At 56.6% G+C, this 16,853-nt stretch carries 8 protein-coding genes; 7 read left to right on the top strand and 1 reads right to left on the bottom strand.

The window, feature by feature from the left end; all coding sequences use genetic code 11:
- The first annotated feature begins 4 nt into the window (after window positions 1–4).
- Window positions 5–1,066, top strand: coding sequence for a response regulator (locus ABIQ96_RS18955; protein WP_348216202.1), 1,062 nt, complete (start codon window positions 5–7; stop codon window positions 1,064–1,066).
- A gap of 149 nt (window positions 1,067–1,215) precedes the next feature.
- Here the strand turns inward: ABIQ96_RS18955 and cdaA are convergent, their stop codons facing one another.
- Window positions 1,216–2,055: a diadenylate cyclase CdaA gene (gene cdaA, locus ABIQ96_RS18950; RefSeq protein WP_348216233.1), complete on the bottom strand. Its 840-nt coding sequence runs from the start codon at window positions 2,053–2,055 to the stop codon at window positions 1,216–1,218.
- Window positions 2,056–2,227: 172 nt separating this feature from the next.
- On the opposite strand from cdaA, the gene ABIQ96_RS18945 reads away from it, so the two are divergent.
- From ABIQ96_RS18945 to ABIQ96_RS18920, 6 genes are all read left to right on the top strand, one after another.
- Window positions 2,228–2,776 (top strand): hypothetical protein, encoded by a 549-nt coding sequence (locus tag ABIQ96_RS18945; RefSeq protein WP_348216201.1) that lies wholly within the window; start codon window positions 2,228–2,230, stop codon window positions 2,774–2,776.
- Between the two features lie 75 nt (window positions 2,777–2,851).
- On the top strand, window positions 2,852–4,534 hold the full coding sequence (locus ABIQ96_RS18940) for a ShlB/FhaC/HecB family hemolysin secretion/activation protein (protein WP_348216200.1): 1,683 nt from the start codon (window positions 2,852–2,854) through the stop codon (window positions 4,532–4,534).
- An 842-nt stretch (window positions 4,535–5,376) separates the two neighbouring features.
- On the top strand, window positions 5,377–7,419 hold the full coding sequence (locus ABIQ96_RS18935; protein ID WP_348216199.1) for a chitobiase/beta-hexosaminidase C-terminal domain-containing protein: 2,043 nt from the start codon (window positions 5,377–5,379) through the stop codon (window positions 7,417–7,419).
- Window positions 7,420–8,057: 638 nt separating this feature from the next.
- Window positions 8,058–13,838 carry an RHS repeat-associated core domain-containing protein gene (locus ABIQ96_RS18930; protein ID WP_348216198.1) on the top strand — a complete coding sequence of 1,927 codons (5,781 nt, stop codon included), beginning with the start codon at window positions 8,058–8,060 and terminating at the stop codon, window positions 13,836–13,838.
- Window positions 13,835–14,347: a hypothetical protein gene (locus tag ABIQ96_RS18925; RefSeq protein WP_348216197.1), complete on the top strand. Its 513-nt coding sequence runs from the start codon at window positions 13,835–13,837 to the stop codon at window positions 14,345–14,347. Before ABIQ96_RS18930 ends, ABIQ96_RS18925 begins: the two co-directional genes overlap by 4 nt.
- A gap of 116 nt (window positions 14,348–14,463) precedes the next feature.
- A complete protein-coding gene (locus tag ABIQ96_RS18920) occupies window positions 14,464–16,488 on the top strand; it encodes a glycoside hydrolase family 2 TIM barrel-domain containing protein (RefSeq protein WP_348216196.1) in 2,025 nt (674 codons plus the stop codon).
- The last annotated feature ends 365 nt before the right edge of the window (window positions 16,489–16,853 follow it).

The following is a 16,853-nucleotide window of genomic DNA, read 5'->3' as shown; positions in this document are numbered from 1 at the left end:
CACCATGAGCAACGAGATCGACGCCTATGACTACCAACGCTACGCCATCCTTTTCGTGGATGACGAGGCAAACACCCGCAAGTATTTCAAGCGCTTGTTCGGGGAAAAATTCCGGATTCTTGAAGCCGAGGATGGTATCCAGGCGCTTGCCGTTTTCCGCCAGCATGCCAACGAAATCGGCATCATCGTGACCGACCAACGGATGCCGAATGAAACCGGTGTCGGGTTCCTCTCGAAAATCGCGGACGACTATCCGGACATCATCAAGATCCTTTCGACCGCCTATTCGGACATCGACGCCGCCATTGGATCGGTCAACCAAGGTGGAATTTTCCGCTACATGACCAAGCCGTGGGACATTCCGCAACTGGAAGTTACCCTGCGCCGTGCCATGGAGTTTTTCACCGTGAAACGCGAACGGGACGCGCTACTCGGCGCGAAAATGCAAGCCATGGGCAACGTGTTGCTTTCCAGCAGGCTCGCCGCATTCGCCCTCGCTCCGGTGTGTGCCGGGATCAAATGCAACCGCGCCGCCGAGGCCATCGCCGCGTTTGTACAAACCGGCGTTGCGGGCCGCCGCACCGGTTCGGACGGCGACTCCGCCCTTCGTTCTCCGGATTGGGCCCGTCTCCACGCCCGTCAGGTTTCGCTGGCGTCGGCTTTGGAAAAGCAAATCCCAGTCGCCTTGAGTCAAGCCGATCTGGCGGCCCGGACTGCCGCGCTCGCCAAGGCCCTCGAAACTGCTGGATCGATCGGCATCACCTCCATCGTCAATGGGGCCGCCACCCGTCTGGCGGGAACCACTGACCCGATGCCAACACTGCTGGATGCGCTTCTCGGCCGCAACGACGAGGCGGCCGTCGCTGAAAAATCCGTCGCTGTGCTTGCCGCGTTCATGGCCGTCTACGATGCCGGCGGCATCGTCCGGCGGATCCGTGGCGAAGGGCTCACCCTCGATGTTACGGAATCGACTGCTCCCGCTAAAGAGAGCAATCCCGGTGCGGAAGCTGCCAAGTGGTTGATTGACGACGATCTCCTGATCTCGGCAGCGCTCGGATTGTTATAAATCTCCCAATCTACACGGAAAGCGCCGGGACAAACCGTTCCGGCGCTTTTTCGTTTTATCGGCCCTGCTTTTCGGGCCATGGCTCGGGGACGATCCGCGCGCGCGGCGGCTTGCCGGACGGTCCGTCGATGGTTGTGGCGAGATGTTCCTTAATCAGAAACCAGATCGCTATCGCCAGCAGGAGTGAGAGGATCTTTGCGATCCAGTTGTGTGCCAGATTCAGTTTCATTGTTTGGTTTGCCCGAGAAGAAAATCTCCGCGATCTTCTCCCGGAACTGCTTCTCTGTTAGATTGCGCTGGAGGTGTCCGTTTTCAGAAATGGAGATGCCGCCGGTTTCCTCGCTCACCGCAACGGCGATGGCGTCGGTGCGCTCCGTTAGGCCGATCGCCGCGCGATGGCGGAGTCCGGTCGAGCGGTCCTGCATTTCCTTTTCCGTGACAGGAAATACACACGCCGCACCGGCGACCCGGTCATCGGCGATGATCATCCCGCCATCGTGAAGCGGAGCTTTGGGATGGAAGACGGCCATTGCCAGCTCCGGGGAAAACTGCGCGTCCAGTACTACGCCGCTATCGAGGTAATCCTTGAGGCTGATACCCCGCTGGATTGCGAAGAGGGCCCCAACGCGCTTTTTGGAAAGGTTGATCACCGCATCCGCGAAACGTTCGAGGAAGGCAAGGCGGCGCTTGCTGGAGAATGAGAACAGGCGGTTGCTGCCCAGCCGGGCCAGGCCGTTTCGCAACTCGGGTTGGAAAATCACGATCAGCGCGAATGCCAGAACGGTCGCCGCGCTTTTGATGATCCAGGCGATGACCTCGAATTTGAAAACCGTCGAAACGAGCGTCAAAACGACCAGAATGGTTCCCAACCCGACCAGAATCTGGGCACCGCGGGTGGCGCGGAAGGCCCGGTAGATCTGGTAGACACAGGTCGCCAGCAGCAGGATTTCAATGCCGTCGCGCCAGTGATCGTTGATGAATTTCCACATAGCCAAGATTCCGTTGCTCAGGATATACCCTCTCGGGCGAAAGTGGCAATCTTAGAAATCAACTTGGGTTTCGATTCGTCCGGAAATTTCTCAAAAAAGGTGATCCGGAATCGAGATGGGCGGCGGATCAATCAGGAATCCTGATACAACCTCCCCAATCAAAACATACCCTATGAAACTTCATTCGAAACTCACGACCATCAGCTCGGTAGCCGCACTCGCAATGAGTCCAATGGTTCTCCTCGCCGGACCTAAAGCCGATCCTGCCGTTTGCGTGGCTCCCGTGGATGCCGTCCCTGCGGGCGACGAAGTCACGATTGAGCCGGTGAAAGATGCCGGCGGCAAGGCGGATGACAACAAGGGCTCCGATGATGTCATCGTCACCGATGAAAAATCCGATGACGTGGTAGTCGACGACAAGCCGGGCGACGTCAAAGATGGCGACACTGCGGTCGAGGTCACTGAAACTGCCGAAGATGGAGGAACCGTCCCGATCGATTGGGTAAAGCGCGGCGGCGGCGACAATCCTGATGTGATGTTCTATAACATGGCAGGCGGCGAGGCCCCGGTTTTCAAAGGCGAAACCGCTGGCAAGGAACTCGGTCAGGACGAGAAGGCGACCGACATTGAGGCGCATGACGCTCCGGTCGTTCCCCAAATCAATCGCGAGAAAAAAGTGCCGGTGGCATTGATCAAGAAGGGCCGGGTTTTCCTCCGCTGAACTTCCTGATTTGACCATGTGATTTTATCGAAAGCCGCCGGGTGAATCCGGCGGCTTTCTCATGCCTTATTCCCGATGAAAGCCGCAGCTTCCTTGGTATCGTTGTGTACGCTCGCCCCCATCCCTTTGTTCGGTATCGGCGCGGATGAGGCGAGTCGTCCGAGCCCGCCGAGTGAATCCCACGCGCCGGATCGGGCGGTCCGTGAAACTCCGGATACTTCGGACGCCGTGAAAGCGGGCCAAGATCAGGTTCTGTTGCCGGCGTTGCGCGGATTGGCTATCGGCTCCACGGCGGCGACCGCGCTTGAACTTCAACGGCAGGACAAGGATCGGCTGGTGCTGGACGGATTTTCTGATAGGGAAGCCGATGCGATTCGGAAAATTTGCGAGCCGTCGCTGGGACAGCCGGTTTCCCTCCGTTCGCTGGATGAACTGACGAAGAAGCTGGAGATTGCGTTCCGTTCGTTCGGCCGGCCTTTCATGCAGGTATCGTTTCCCGAACAGGAAATCACTTCAGGCGTCATCGCCGTTTTGATCCAACCGGCCCGCGCGGGGCAGGTGCTTCTATCAGGCAAGCCGGCGTTCGGAATGAAATTCGCGGCCGATGCCTTCCGGACCCGTCCGGGCGATGAAATTTCCGGGGATGTCATTGTCGAGGATGTGGAATGGATGAACGAGAATCCGCTGCGGCGCGCATCGATTTCCTATGCCGACGGATCGACGCCCGATTCGCTGGATCTAACACTCAAGCTGGCGGCTCGGAAAGTGTGGCGGGTTTACGCCGGCGTCGATAACCAGCTCAGCAATGATCTCGGCGACGAGCGGCTGTTTCTCGGTTTCCAGTATGGCGATCTGTTCTCACTCGATCACCGGATCACCGCGCAGTACACCTCCGCGCTGAATCCCCGGGATTTGCAGGGTGTCAGCGGGATTTATGAATTGCCGCTGCCGTGGCGTCATCTCCTGCAGATTTCGTCAGGCTACACCGAGTCCGAATCCAACGGCACCGGACCGATCGACCAGAGTGGACAGTTTTCACGGCTTGCGGTTGGTTACCGGGTGCCGCTGCCGCGCTGGCACGCGGTCAGCCACGAGTGGCGGATGGGACTCGAATACAGGAACAACGATTACACCTTCTCCAACAGTCCGTCCGAGACGGTGAAATTCTTCAACATAGAAACCGGATGGAAAGGGCGTCTAACTGACCACTTCGGTATGTCGCGGGTCGATGCGTCGCTTTCCTACAATCCGGGGCAGGGGGTTCTCGGTTCGAATGATGAGGACTACATCGCGCTTGGAGGCTCGGGAGCCGAGTCGCTGGTCGCGCGCCTCGAATTCGAGCGGACTTTGAAACTCGGTGAGAACGCGACCTTGGTCGGCAGAGGCCGCGGTCAATGGGCGGATTCGTCGTTGCTTTCGTCGGACCAACTATCAGCGGGAGGCTACAACCGCGTTCGTGGTTTCGATGAAACCGTCGGTTATGCATCGACCGGAATCGTCGCCACGCTGGAATTGCAATCGCGCTTCTATCAAGTTCCCAGGGCCGGCTCGTTTCAAGGACTCACCTTCATTGATGCGGCCGCACTGCATCGCGATGAAGACACCGACACCGGACAACTCGCTTCGGTCGGCATCGGCGTCCGTTGGAGATTCGAGGAAATGCTGTCGTCACGGATCGACCTTGGAATTCCCATCGATCATCCGGACGACCTCGATGGCGATCCGCGCATCGAGTTCTCCATCAGCACCAGTTGGTGATCTCCAGTGCAATGCCTGCTAAGCCTCGGCAGGGTGCCCGTTCCGGCCGGACGCACATTCATGAACCCCGCGCCGCTGACCGGAGATGAGTCTTTGACAAGAATTCAGCCGGACCAGATTGACCGCTTTCCACCCTCGGATGGAGTTGGTGTCGGTCGCGAGACGGTTAAGGAAGGCCCGAACCCGGATGCGGTCAAGTGAGGCCTGGACTTGATTGCCTCTGTCCCGGACGTGGTTACGAAGTGCCCGTATCTAACTTCCAAAGTGCCGGAGGCGGTTAGGAGCAAGACGGACCCGGTTAAGGAAGAGCCGCGCTGAAACCCAATGAGGACCGGACAGGGTTGCTTCCGGTCTTCCCTTATCTTGTGAGACCCGGACTCGGTATCTTTCGGGTCGCACTGAGTTGAATGCGCCTCGGAGTTACCATCATCAACCTTCGGCTTAACCTCGGGCAACACGGAAATAACCACGTTGCGTCCGAAATTAACTCGGTGCGTCGCGGATATGGCCGGAAAACTGCGATGGGGCACCATCGTGTGAACGGATTTCTTCCGCTTCACAAGTGGAAACCCTTTGCTTGGATTTTACGCCAGAGCGTCCCTCTGAGCGAGGATTTACCATTTCGGCACTCACAGTGGCCTTTTTCGGGATTTAACCTTGATCATTTCGGCGCTGTTAGCGCGATTTTCGCGTGCGATCTCGGGACGATTTGTGACATCGGGAATTTCTCTCGACAATGGTCTATCCGGCGTCTATCCGATTGACCTTCGTATTTCCGCCGACGTTGCTCTCGTTCTGAATCAGCAGCCGATGAAAGAAATCCCAAGTCAAATCAAACCCTCATGAAAAGGAATCTCTCGATGAAGCACGGGCTTGAAGCATTGACACTCTCTTTCCTGGTGATGACCACGGGTGTCGGGTTCGCTGCCGTCGCCGCCCCCGCCTTGAGTCCTTCGGATGGCAATTCCAGCGTGAAATTCACCGTTAAGGTGGACTGCGCGACACCAGGAGCCCGCATCCGCTACACCCTCAATGGTGCCGAGCCAACTTTGTTCGACTTTTCGATCCCGTCGGGCGGGAGCATTCCCCTGGCCCGGAACCTCACCGTCAAGGCCAAGGCTTGGACGGATACTGAATCCAGTGCCACCACATCCGCTTCCTATGCCATTACAGGGGATATTGCCACTGGCGGAATCCATTCGTTGGGATTGAGTTCCGCCATTGGACTCAATGCTTGGGGAGGTCAGGATTTCGGGAAGTTGGGAAATGGCCAGACAAACACCGCTAACATCGCGGTTCCCTTGCAATCGCTCTATCCGGCGGCTCTTTCGATCAATGACGCCTGGTCGTTTGCCGCCGGAAAGGAACACAGCGTCTTCCTCAGGAATGATCGCACGGTTTGGGCCTTCGGACGGAACAGCTTCGGACAATTGGGTGATACAAGTAATGTGGACCAGCCAAACGCCGTGCAGGTGAGGAAGAGCGCCACACCGACGGATATGCTCACCGATTGTGTGGCGGTGGGGGCCGGGGCTAATTTTTCCGCGGCGGTGAGCAGCAGCGGGGCTGTTTACACCTGGGGGCTCAATGTCGCCAGCCGGTTAGGTGATGGAACGACCCCCACTACCCGGAAGTATGCCGGCAAGGTGCAGCGGGGCGATATTGGAAGCTTCCCTGATCTTGGCGGGATCAACCGCGTTGCCCTGTCCATTACAAGTTTAGCATCTCAAGGCTCGACTCTGGCCAAGGAACCCTCCGCACGTGAGCAGGCCGGGGGAGCAGGCAAGGTCTGGGCTTGGGGAACCAATTCCAGCGGCCAACTGGGCCAGGGCAATACGACGGGCCTCACGCGGGCTTGGCCGGTGAAGCTGGATGCCAGCAACTTGCTTACGGATGCCTGGGACATCGCGATTGGTTCGGCACATTCTGTGGTGGTTCGCTGGAAGGATGGTGATTCGGCTCTCCAAGGAAGTGTCTGGTGCTTCGGCGCACAAGCCAACGGCTGCTTGGGAAACAATCTGTTGTCTGCCGCGTCTGTCACCTATCCCGTGACCGTCGTGAAAAGCGGTGGTGCGGCGTTGGCCGGGATCGTCGCTGTCTCCGCAGGGACGGCCCACACCCTTGCTCTCGATGAAAATCGAAATGTCTGGGCCTGGGGAGCAAACACCAAGGGATCTTTGGGCGACAACTCCACCGCTGCCAAAGGATATGCCGTCAAGGTGAAGGACCCGTCAGGGACCGGCGACCTCGCCAATATTGTAAAGATCGCCGCCGGAGGTGACTCCAGTCTCGCGCTCGATGCTGACGGAAAGGTGTACGGTTGGGGAAACAATACCTACGCACAACTGGGCAAAACCGCATCGAGCACTTCCACCCTTCTGCCGGTTCAAATCGCCAGCTTCGATTTAACGCCGAGTCCGCCGGAGGTGACTCTGGCGTGCACCGTGACGGCGAATTCATATCCGGCAGGCACCACGCTCACGGCATCGCCAACGGATTCCGATTCCGGCATCAGCCGGGTGGATTTTTATTGTCAGGGGAATTTTGTCGGCCAGATATCATCCGCTCCTTGGGTGATGACGTTGAGCAATCTGGGAGAGGGCTCGTATCACGCGTTTGCCGTGGTCACCGATTCCACCGGTCTTCCGGGCTACTCGGCGCCCGTGGATTTCACCATCAGTTACGGCTCGGCTTTGGCGAGTCTCGATATGGACGGTGATGGTTGGACAGGAGCTCAGGAGACGGCGGCGGGAACATCGCCCGATGACGCCGATACCGATGGGGACGGCATCCCCGATAGCGTGGATCCCGATCCGACGCATCCGGCGACCATACCCACCGATGCCCTTACCAGCTCGATCATGGTTTGGAATCCAGCCGAGTGAATTCCCCTCTGCTGAAATCTCACATTCCCGTCCCCGAAAAGCTTATGAATCCATTTCCCTTCATTCACCCCACCTTGAAGTTAATGTCGCGCATTCGCGGTAGGACGTTGCCAGCCGTATTGTTGTTAGTCATTCAGGGGAGTGGCTCCGCAGTCGCTGCGGATTGCCTTTGTGGATCAAATCCCGAGCTACAATTTCGCGTCATCGCCGCCAAAATAAAGGGATATGAAGGTTCGGTCAAAATCACCGTGGACAAGGCCAAAATTCCGATAGGACCCCCGCTCTTGCAGCAGATTCAAGATCCCGTCAGCAACATTTCCAAAGACAACCATACGGATGAGACATGGGGCGCGATTGGCAGGGCTCTCACTCAACCGCTCGCCCCGGAGATGTGTAAACTTTCAATCGGGGAACATTGGGTGGTAGTGGATTTTGTCCCAGGTGGGACACAGGATGAATGGGGAGATATTGCGATGTGTGAGGGTTCGTATTTCAGGTGTGATTTCAAACTCTCCAAGGCTTGTGGATTACACCTCGAAATTCTCGAAACGTCAGGTAACACGGAGAATTGGGTCAAGGCCACGACGACAACAAGACATTACGACACGCATGGTAGTGGTTTGGGGCAGGGCTCTCCGATGATCCCCGATTCACGCTGGTTCAAAATCAAATTGGTGAAGGACGACGATAAGGATTCGGCCGACTCGAAAGGCGAATCCGGGGAATCGTCCAGCCAGAATGCGCCAACAATCCCACAAGGTGCGCTTTCAAGCGGACCTGCTTCCAATGGACTTCCATACCAATTCAATCCCGCATCCTTCGAGTCATCCGTCCCCATCGAAGGCATGGGTCCGGATGGGAGCAAAACGCAGGCGGGATCGGTCGGACTTGCGGGAATGATCACTCCGTCACTCGCCGACCTATACAATCTAAAGGTGGAGAACTTTGATGGGATCTTTTTCTCACCCTACAATTCCGGTGTGGATTCGGAGGATTTTGATGTGGTTTACGGTAACTACAACCGCATCAGTCAGATCAAGACCAAGGCAAATCTGCTGATTTTTCAACCCATTAGCGGTGACGGTTTCGAAATTCAATATTACGATGCCAGCCAGTTTAATCCTGTGATCAACGGCTCGGGCCTCTACGATCTCAATTCCGGTGTCACGCCTTTCAATGTGATCCGCTATACCCCGGTATTGGCGGCAGCAGATCACCAAGGCGGAGTCCGCATCACCCGTATCGGAGCGAATGGCACGACAAGGGTGCGCGACGTTCTTTCCACTTCAGCCCAAGGCCTTTCGTGGCGGGTGATCGAGGACAATGTGGAAACCACGGATTATGTCTCGGCATTCAGCTACAGCGGCGGTTCGTCCGAGTATATCTGGTCCAGAACGGATCAGACCACGGTAACCCGCGGCGGAAGTTTGTATTCCAAATCCGCGAAATATTACACTTACCTTGCCGATCATGGCCCCGACTCATCATCCGCACCGATCATCGGGTATAATTTTTTCCTCACCCAGGAGGTGGACTATTCCACTTCCACGGCTGCTCTAATCACCACCTACACGCCGGACTGGCCTCCAACGCGGGTGAAATCCATGACCCGGCCGGATGGCTCATGGGAAGTTTACAATTACTACACCGGTTCCGAGTCCGGGTGTGATCCATCGTGGATCGGGGCATTGAGGGAGACGCTTCGCCCGTGGAATGGTTCGTCAAAGACCGGAGCATCAGCGGCAAACTCCGAATCCACGATCACCACCTATCGCTATCCATCGGCGAGCGACCATGAGGCTTATGGAATTGCGAGCCAGGTAACCACCCTTCCGGGAGGAGGAACGGTAAGCAAATGGACCGATGCATCGAGTTCGGTTCCAACAGGCAGTTTCATCAGCCTGCTCAACGAGGCGGGTTTTGAGGGAAGCTGGTACAATATTCTGAGCGGGATCATACTGAAGGGACAGGCGCGGCACGAGTTCGCCTCCGCGGCGAAGTCGATGACCTCGATGTCGGTTTCCTATGATACCTCTTACACTCCTGGCTCTCTCTGGGACGGAGAATCCTTCGCTTCCCTCGATGAGGAGGGAAACGGGGAAATCACAGGCTACGAGCGTGGCACCTTTGTTGCGGGAGTCTTCACCGCCGACGAGACTCCCGCCACCTCGGATGGCGGGTTCATTCGCAAGACTTCGGTTGCTGTCAGAGGATACTTTTACCTTGCTGCCGTGTTGGAAGGCACCAAGGAAATCGAGATTCAAAATCTTCAAGGGCGGGTGCTCCAACGCGAATTGTGGATCCGTGACAGCACGACGACCTGGGCATTGGCCACGACCACCACCTTTGAGTATGTCAATTGGCCAGATGGATCGATCAAGGAAACCGTTGAGAAAAAAGATGGCCGCATCGTTTCCGAAACCAAGCAGATCTCCGGCGACGAAACCCGTAAGTGGGACGAGCAGGGGATTGAAACGCGCCGGATTTCGGATGCGCTGGGAGACACGCTTGCCTCCACCCGCAAGGGAGTGAGCACCGCTGGTTCCTATGAAGCCCAGCCCGACATCCTGACCACCCATTCCTACAATGTCCGTACCACGACCACCACGGTCTCCGGCGGTGGCCTATCGAGGCAATCCGTGAGCGTGGAGGATCTCATGGGGAGAACCATTTACAACTCCGATGCATCCGGAGCCGTCACCACCACTTCCTATCCAAATGGCGGGCGGGACACGCTCACCATTCTGCCCGGCGGGTTGACGCGACTGGAAACAAGAAATACCGACGGTAACATTGTTTCGGTGACCGGAACCGGAGTGTTGGATGAGATTTATGAATACAGCGTCAACTCATCTGGAAACAAAAGCACCACCCGGCGCTCCGGTGATCTGACCAATTCCCCGCGCTACGTCACCACCGTTTCGGATTGGGCGGGGCGCACAATTGCCGCGGTGTCTCCCAATCCCATGGGAACAGGAACAGTCACCGCCACCAACCTGTTCACGGAAGATCTGGATCCAGGCAACGCCGAGGACTGGAATGCCGGAAACGTCTCCAGTCGGGTTGTCCGCACGGTGTCGGATTCGGGAAATGTGGCTCCCTACGTGCGGGTCCATCCTTATACCGATTCCTCCCTCACCTATCAGGGAAGCGATTCGGACTATGCCAATGGCAATTCGGTTCTGGAGCCAAGCGGCACCGACCGGATCACGGAATCCGGCAGCACCTATTCTTTCGAAGGCGGCTACTGGTGGCAGGTTTCCACCAGCAAGACTTACGACGGTTCCGGATCGTCATCCGCCATCACCAGCATTTCCAAGCAATGCCTTTACGGCGCACCCAGCGGCTTTGCCTCCCAGTCCGTTTCCATCTCGCCCACCGGAGAAGCCACCACTGCCTCCACTTCCATCAACCGCGCAAGCAAGATCGTCACCCAAACTTTCACGAGCAACGCCTGGGCCATCAGCGCCGTGGCAGTGAACTTCAACGGCCTCCTGATGTCCCGATCCGGCCACGACACCGCCACTCCGACCACCTGGAACTACGATGGACTCGGCCAACCCCTGAAGGAAATTTCACCGCGCGGAGCCGTCACCCGGAAAGGCTATTACGCCGATGGAAAATTGGCCTCCGCCCTCGACAACGCCGGCAAAGTCACCTCTTACCTCTATTACGGCCCGGATCATCCCTCCGCCGGAATACTCTCCGTCGTCACCAATCCTCAGGGCAAGACCACCACTTACGCCTATTCCGCGCTTGGCCAAGTCACCGAGGAGGCGGGAACGGCGGCTTACAAGGTCACCTACGAATACGATGCCTATGGCGCGAAGACAAAGATGTTCACTTGGCGGACCGCTTCGGCGTCCGATTGCACCGAGTGGGTCTATCAGGCGGGTACCGGGCTGCTTTTATCCAAGATCGATGCCGGAGCTGAACACACCGACTATACCTACCACGCTTCCGGGAAAATGGCCACGCGGACCTGGGCGAGGGGAGCCGTCACCACCTGGTCCTACAACGCCTATGGAGACATCACCGGCATCGTCTATTCGGGCGGCACGACGGAGGACAATGCCACGCCGGATGTCACCTTCAGCGGTTTCGACCGCTTGGGGCGACCGACAGATGTCACTCAGGCCGGGGTGGGGAGCGAAACTCTGAGTTACCATCCCGGCACGGGCACTCTGAACGCCCGCTTCTACACCTCCGGCCACACGCTCATTCCCGCTCTGGGCATCCGCTCCCTTGCGCCGGATTCCGTCGGCCGTCCGGCGGGCTTCCAGGAAACCGCGAATTCCAATGCCACCACTCCGGTCCTCACTGTGGGATACGAGTATGACACCGCGGGCCGCTTGGAAAAAATCAAACAGGACTCCGTGGAGCGTCACCGCTACACCTACCATCCGGATTCCTCGCTGATCTCCTCCATCAACACCCTGGCCAGCAACGGCACTTCATGGTTCCGGGAATCCCGCTGGTACGACACGCCGGGCCGCCTCACCGGCATCCGGTCCGACAAGATGAACGGTACGACCGTGAGCGCCGCCATTTCTTCCCACGCCTACGATTACGACAATCTCGGCCGCCGCACGAAAAACACCTTCCAGGACGGTTCGTTCTGGGAATACGGCTACAACGACCGTTCCGAAGTAACCACCGCCACCCGTAAAACGGCAGCGGGGACGGCCATTCCGCCGCTCGCCTCCGCTTACAATTATGACGGCATCGGCAACCGCCTTGCAAGCAGCTCACCGGTCATGGGAGATCACACCTACACGCCGGATTCTCGTAACCGCTACGCTACTATCACCACCGCCAACAGCCGTACCGCTGTGGGACGTGCTCCCGCCGGTTGGTCGATCAAGGTGGCCGGAGCTGCCGCCGATGGTCGATACGGTGAGATCTACCACCGCGCCCTCACCGCCTCGAACACCGACGCACCGGTCTGGCAGAGCGTCATCACCAGCAAGGACGACGACACCCTGGCGACCACCCGGAACTTCTGGTATGCCAAGGCCTCCTTCGCCCCTTCCTACGATGTGGACGGGAACTTGACCAACGACGGCCGCTGGATCTATACTTGGAACGCGGAAAACCGCCTGATCCAAATGGAAACGACCTCCGAAGCGACCAGCGCCAACCATCCCTATACTAAACTCAAGTTCGTTTACGACTGGCAGGGCAAACGGATCGCAAGAACGGTCTGGAAAGGCGGCACATCAGGCACCCCGACCTTCTCCTCCAGCCGCCGCTGGCTCTATGATGGCTGGAATCCCATCGTCGAGTTCTCCGCGCCTGCGGAAACCTCCACCGATACAACTTCCGCCGACCTCACCCGTCTCAACACCTACACGTGGGGACTGGATCTTTCCGGCACCCTACAAGGCGCGGGAGGCGTCGGCGGTCTCCTCACTGTCTCCACTCAAATAACTTCTAACCCAATAACCAATAACCTCCACGCCCCTTCCTACGATGGCAATGGCAACATCGTAGCGTGGACCAAAAGCGATCAATCCGCTCCGACCTCGCGCCGTGAATACGATGCCTTCGGGAACACGCTCGTTAGCGAGGGCGCGGCCCCGTGCAGCTTCGGGTTCTCCACAAAGATACAGGATGGGGAGACGGGGTCGTATTACTATGGCTATAGGTATTATGAGACTCAAAATGGCAGATGGTTGTCCTCAGACCCGATTGAGGAAAAGGGGGGTATGAACATGTATTGTTTTGCAGGTAACAATGGTGTGAATAGTTACGATGTGTTGGGAATGGCTTGGAAAAAAGGATCGCTGGGAAAAGAGAAGAGCTCGTTTTCTACACCATCGACCGAAAAATTGACGATATTTGATTTTGTAATGAAAGATTATCTTATTCGGATAACAGGCCTGATGTCTATTAGGAGTAGTTTTGGTCAAGCGCTTGCTCGCCACTATCTTGGAAATACCGGAGATGAATATGATGCATCGAAAGAAATGGAGACAATGCTATCAGAAGAGACTGGCTGGAAAGCAACACTCAAAGCGACGTTAAAACAAGGGGCCGAATACGCTGATAAAAATGCAAGCTATCTTAATATCGTTGATATATTTGATACTCCAGATTGGAAGTTGCAGGGTCCTGAGTCTGACTACGTGCATTACGCGCTAAACAATTATTACTATGGAAACGAGGGTAAAATGTGGTGTGATTCGGTGAATGGAGAAACAATAATTCATTATATATATAAAACACGAATTGATGACGTTTATAATTTTGAGGACAAGGGTAACCTTTATAAGGATTTCGCGGGGCCGGGCGTTACCGATCGTACATGGTACCACATGAGTCGAGTTGGTTTAGCCAAAGAATTTAGAGTTAGCGGAAAACGGGTTGAACACATAAAGTGGGTAAAAGGAAATGCTCCAACTAAGATCGATCCATGAGAATAATATTAAAATTGTTTAAAAATTTAGCTCTTATTCTTATTCCGTTGATCTGTTGCGCTTCGTGCGAGCGGGGAAATGAAAATTTAGAAAATAGTTCTTTTGTCAAGTTTAAAGGAATTCTTGATAGCGCTGTAAGTAGTAATCAAAGGCGTGAAATTACGTGGGTTGCTCCCGGGGCGGATTTGACTGCAATTTGGGTTATTAGGTATTCCGGAGTTATCAATATAAATGCTTGGTCCGACGTGAAGAATAAGGTTTTGCCGGGCTTTGAAAAGTTGCCAGAAATTGATTCTGCGAGCACTTTGAGTAGGTGGTTGTCCGGGGGTGAGTGGAAGCGGATGGATAATTTAGAAATTCGAAATATATACAATATGATCCGCGATTCAGAGGAATCTACTTTATGGATTCGTCAGGTGAAAAGGGAGCATGGTGAAATCAGAGTAATCGTAAAAGTTTTTGAATCTGAGAAAGAGATAGTGGGTTTAGTCGAAGAGCTTGGAGATTAACACGAAAATCGGCAGGGCAGTTGCGACTAACATCGCCAGGTGCAGTCGGCAGGTCCCGACTAACATGCATTCAGGTCACTTTCTATTCAAAATTTCTTTGTAAGCCGTCATCCCCCATGAAACCGTATTCTCTCTTGCCTCTGCTCCTCTCCTTTCAACCTGCGATGGCGGAACGGACATCTGTTTCCGGTGAAATGCTGACGCCTTGGGGAACGAAACTGGATCCAGCAGCGGTTTTGGCGGAATACCCGCGTCCTCAGCTCCAGCGGAAGAATTGGACGAATTTGAATGGGCTTTGGAGTTATGCGGTGGGAGGAAAGGAAGAGGTAGATGCGACAGTAAGGTCGCGACTCCTGATGGAAAAAATCCTGGTGCCGTTTTGTCCGGAATCGTCGTTGTCGGGCGTCGGCAGGTTGATTGAGCCGGATCAGGCGTTGTGGTATCAGCGCAACCTGTCGGTGAAAGTCATCGCCGGAGAGCGGACCTTGCTGCACTTCGAGGCGGTCGATTACGAAACGACGGTTTGGGTGAATGACAAGGAGGTCGGCAGGCACATCGGCGGCAACACGCCGTTTTCCTTCGATATCACCCCGGCTCTAGCCGCCGCCGGGAACAAGCTGGTGGTCCGCGTGCATGACGCGACGGAAGCTTGGCAGCTCCGAGGCAAGCAGGCGCTCAAGCCGGGTGGCATCACCTACACCCGGGTGACGGGGATCTGGCAGACGGTGTGGCTGGAGCAGGTGCCGGAGCGGTTTGTTGAGGAATTGGATTTTGAGACAGTGGTCGTAGATGAGAAGCCAGAGGCCAGAGACCAGAATCAAGGAAGAGGAGAGACGCCGGATGGCGGTGGGGAAGAGAACAAAGAAGCCAGAGTCCAGAATCATGAGGGTGGAGGGGAGAGCATGAAGAACAGGCAGGATGCCTATGCCCCTGTCTTGAAGATTAGGGCGAGGCTTGGCGGGACGCCGGTGAGTGGAGAGAGTTTTCGGGTATCCGTTTCCTTCGGTGGCAAGGAAGTGGCTGTTGGAACTGGCGGCGACAAGCTGGCCATTGAAATCCCGGAACCGAGGTGGTGGACGCCGGAAACGCCGGATCTGTATGACCTGAAGGTGGAGCTGCTGGATGGCGGCGGAAAGGTTATCGATACTGTGCAATCCTACACCGCCCTTCGAGCCGTCGGCAAGGTGCGCGATGCCCAAGGCAACCTGCAAATCGCCCTGAACGGCAAGCCGATCTTCCTGCTAGGCCCGCTGGACCAAGGCTGGTGGCCGGATGGACTGCTTACTCCGCCTTCGGACGAGGCGATGCTATCCGATCTCAAGTTCATCAAAGCCGCCGGATTCAACATGGTCCGCAAGCACGTCAAGGTCGAGCCTGCCCGTTACTACTATCATTGCGACCGCCTCGGCCTCGCCGTCTGGCAAGATCAGGTCAGCGCCGGCATGTGGGAAAAGGACGCGCCGCAAGGCTCCAGCCCGCCATGGACTCGCCTCGCCTCGGACCCGAAAGATGCCATCTGGCCGGAGACCGCCAAACAGCAGTGGATCACCGAATACAAGGCGATGGTCGATCACCTGCGCGATCATCCTAGCGTTTTGATTTGGTCCCCCTTCAACGAAGCCTGGGGCCAGCACGACAGTATGGAGATCGGCAAGATGGCCAAGGAATACGATCCCACCCGCCTTGTCTGCCTCGCCTCCGGTGGAAATTTCTGGCCGGCCGGTGACATCGCCTCCGCCCACAACTATCCCGACCCCGATTTCCCGCTGCGGGACGAGCGGTTCAAGGACTTCATCAAGGTCTGCGGAGAAATGGGCGGCCACGGATTCGCCATGAAAGACCACTTGTGGGACGCGGATGCGAAGAACTGGGGATACGGCGGCCTGCCCGCATCGCTGGACGAATGGAAAAGCCGCTACCAGCGCACCATCAACCACATGCTGCAACTCCGGGAAGCCGGCCTCTCCGCCGCCGTTTACACCCAGACCAGCGACGTGGAACACGAAATCAACGGCCTCCTCACCTACGACCGCATCCCCAAGGTGGATGCCGCGTGGTTGAAACAAATCAACGACGGTCTCCGCAAGGAACGCGAGGTGATGGTCCTCGGCAAGAAGTCTCCCCGGCTGAAGCCGGAGTGAATTGGAGCGCGGATCCAGAGTCTAGCAGACCTGGTGAAAAATGGCGCAGCCCGGACTGGCTGGTCCGTAGGCAAATTCATTTCACGCGGAGTCAGCATAACCCCTCTGAGGAGCGGGGCCGCTACGGTACGAGCAGAGCGTCGCGCACTGCTGGGCAGACGACTCAAGCCCGATACCCAACCCCGCGTAGACCGTTGGCCAAAAGTTGGTTCCTTTGTCCAGATTGCAGGTTGGTGCCTAGGGGAACAGGAGAGCGGTGATTTGGCTCCGGCCGTGTCCGCGTTGCTCCCATTCCGAATCTCCGTGCCCGTGGAAAGCCGATGCATTGCGGCTGTCCCTCGAATCATTGGCTTTTCATAGGCTGG

The organism is Luteolibacter sp., from assembly GCF_039920825.1.
In the GTDB taxonomy this organism is placed as follows: domain Bacteria; phylum Verrucomicrobiota; class Verrucomicrobiia; order Verrucomicrobiales; family Akkermansiaceae; genus Luteolibacter.
Note: the sequence above shows the minus strand (reverse complement) of the source record. Positions and strands in the feature narration are given on the sequence as shown.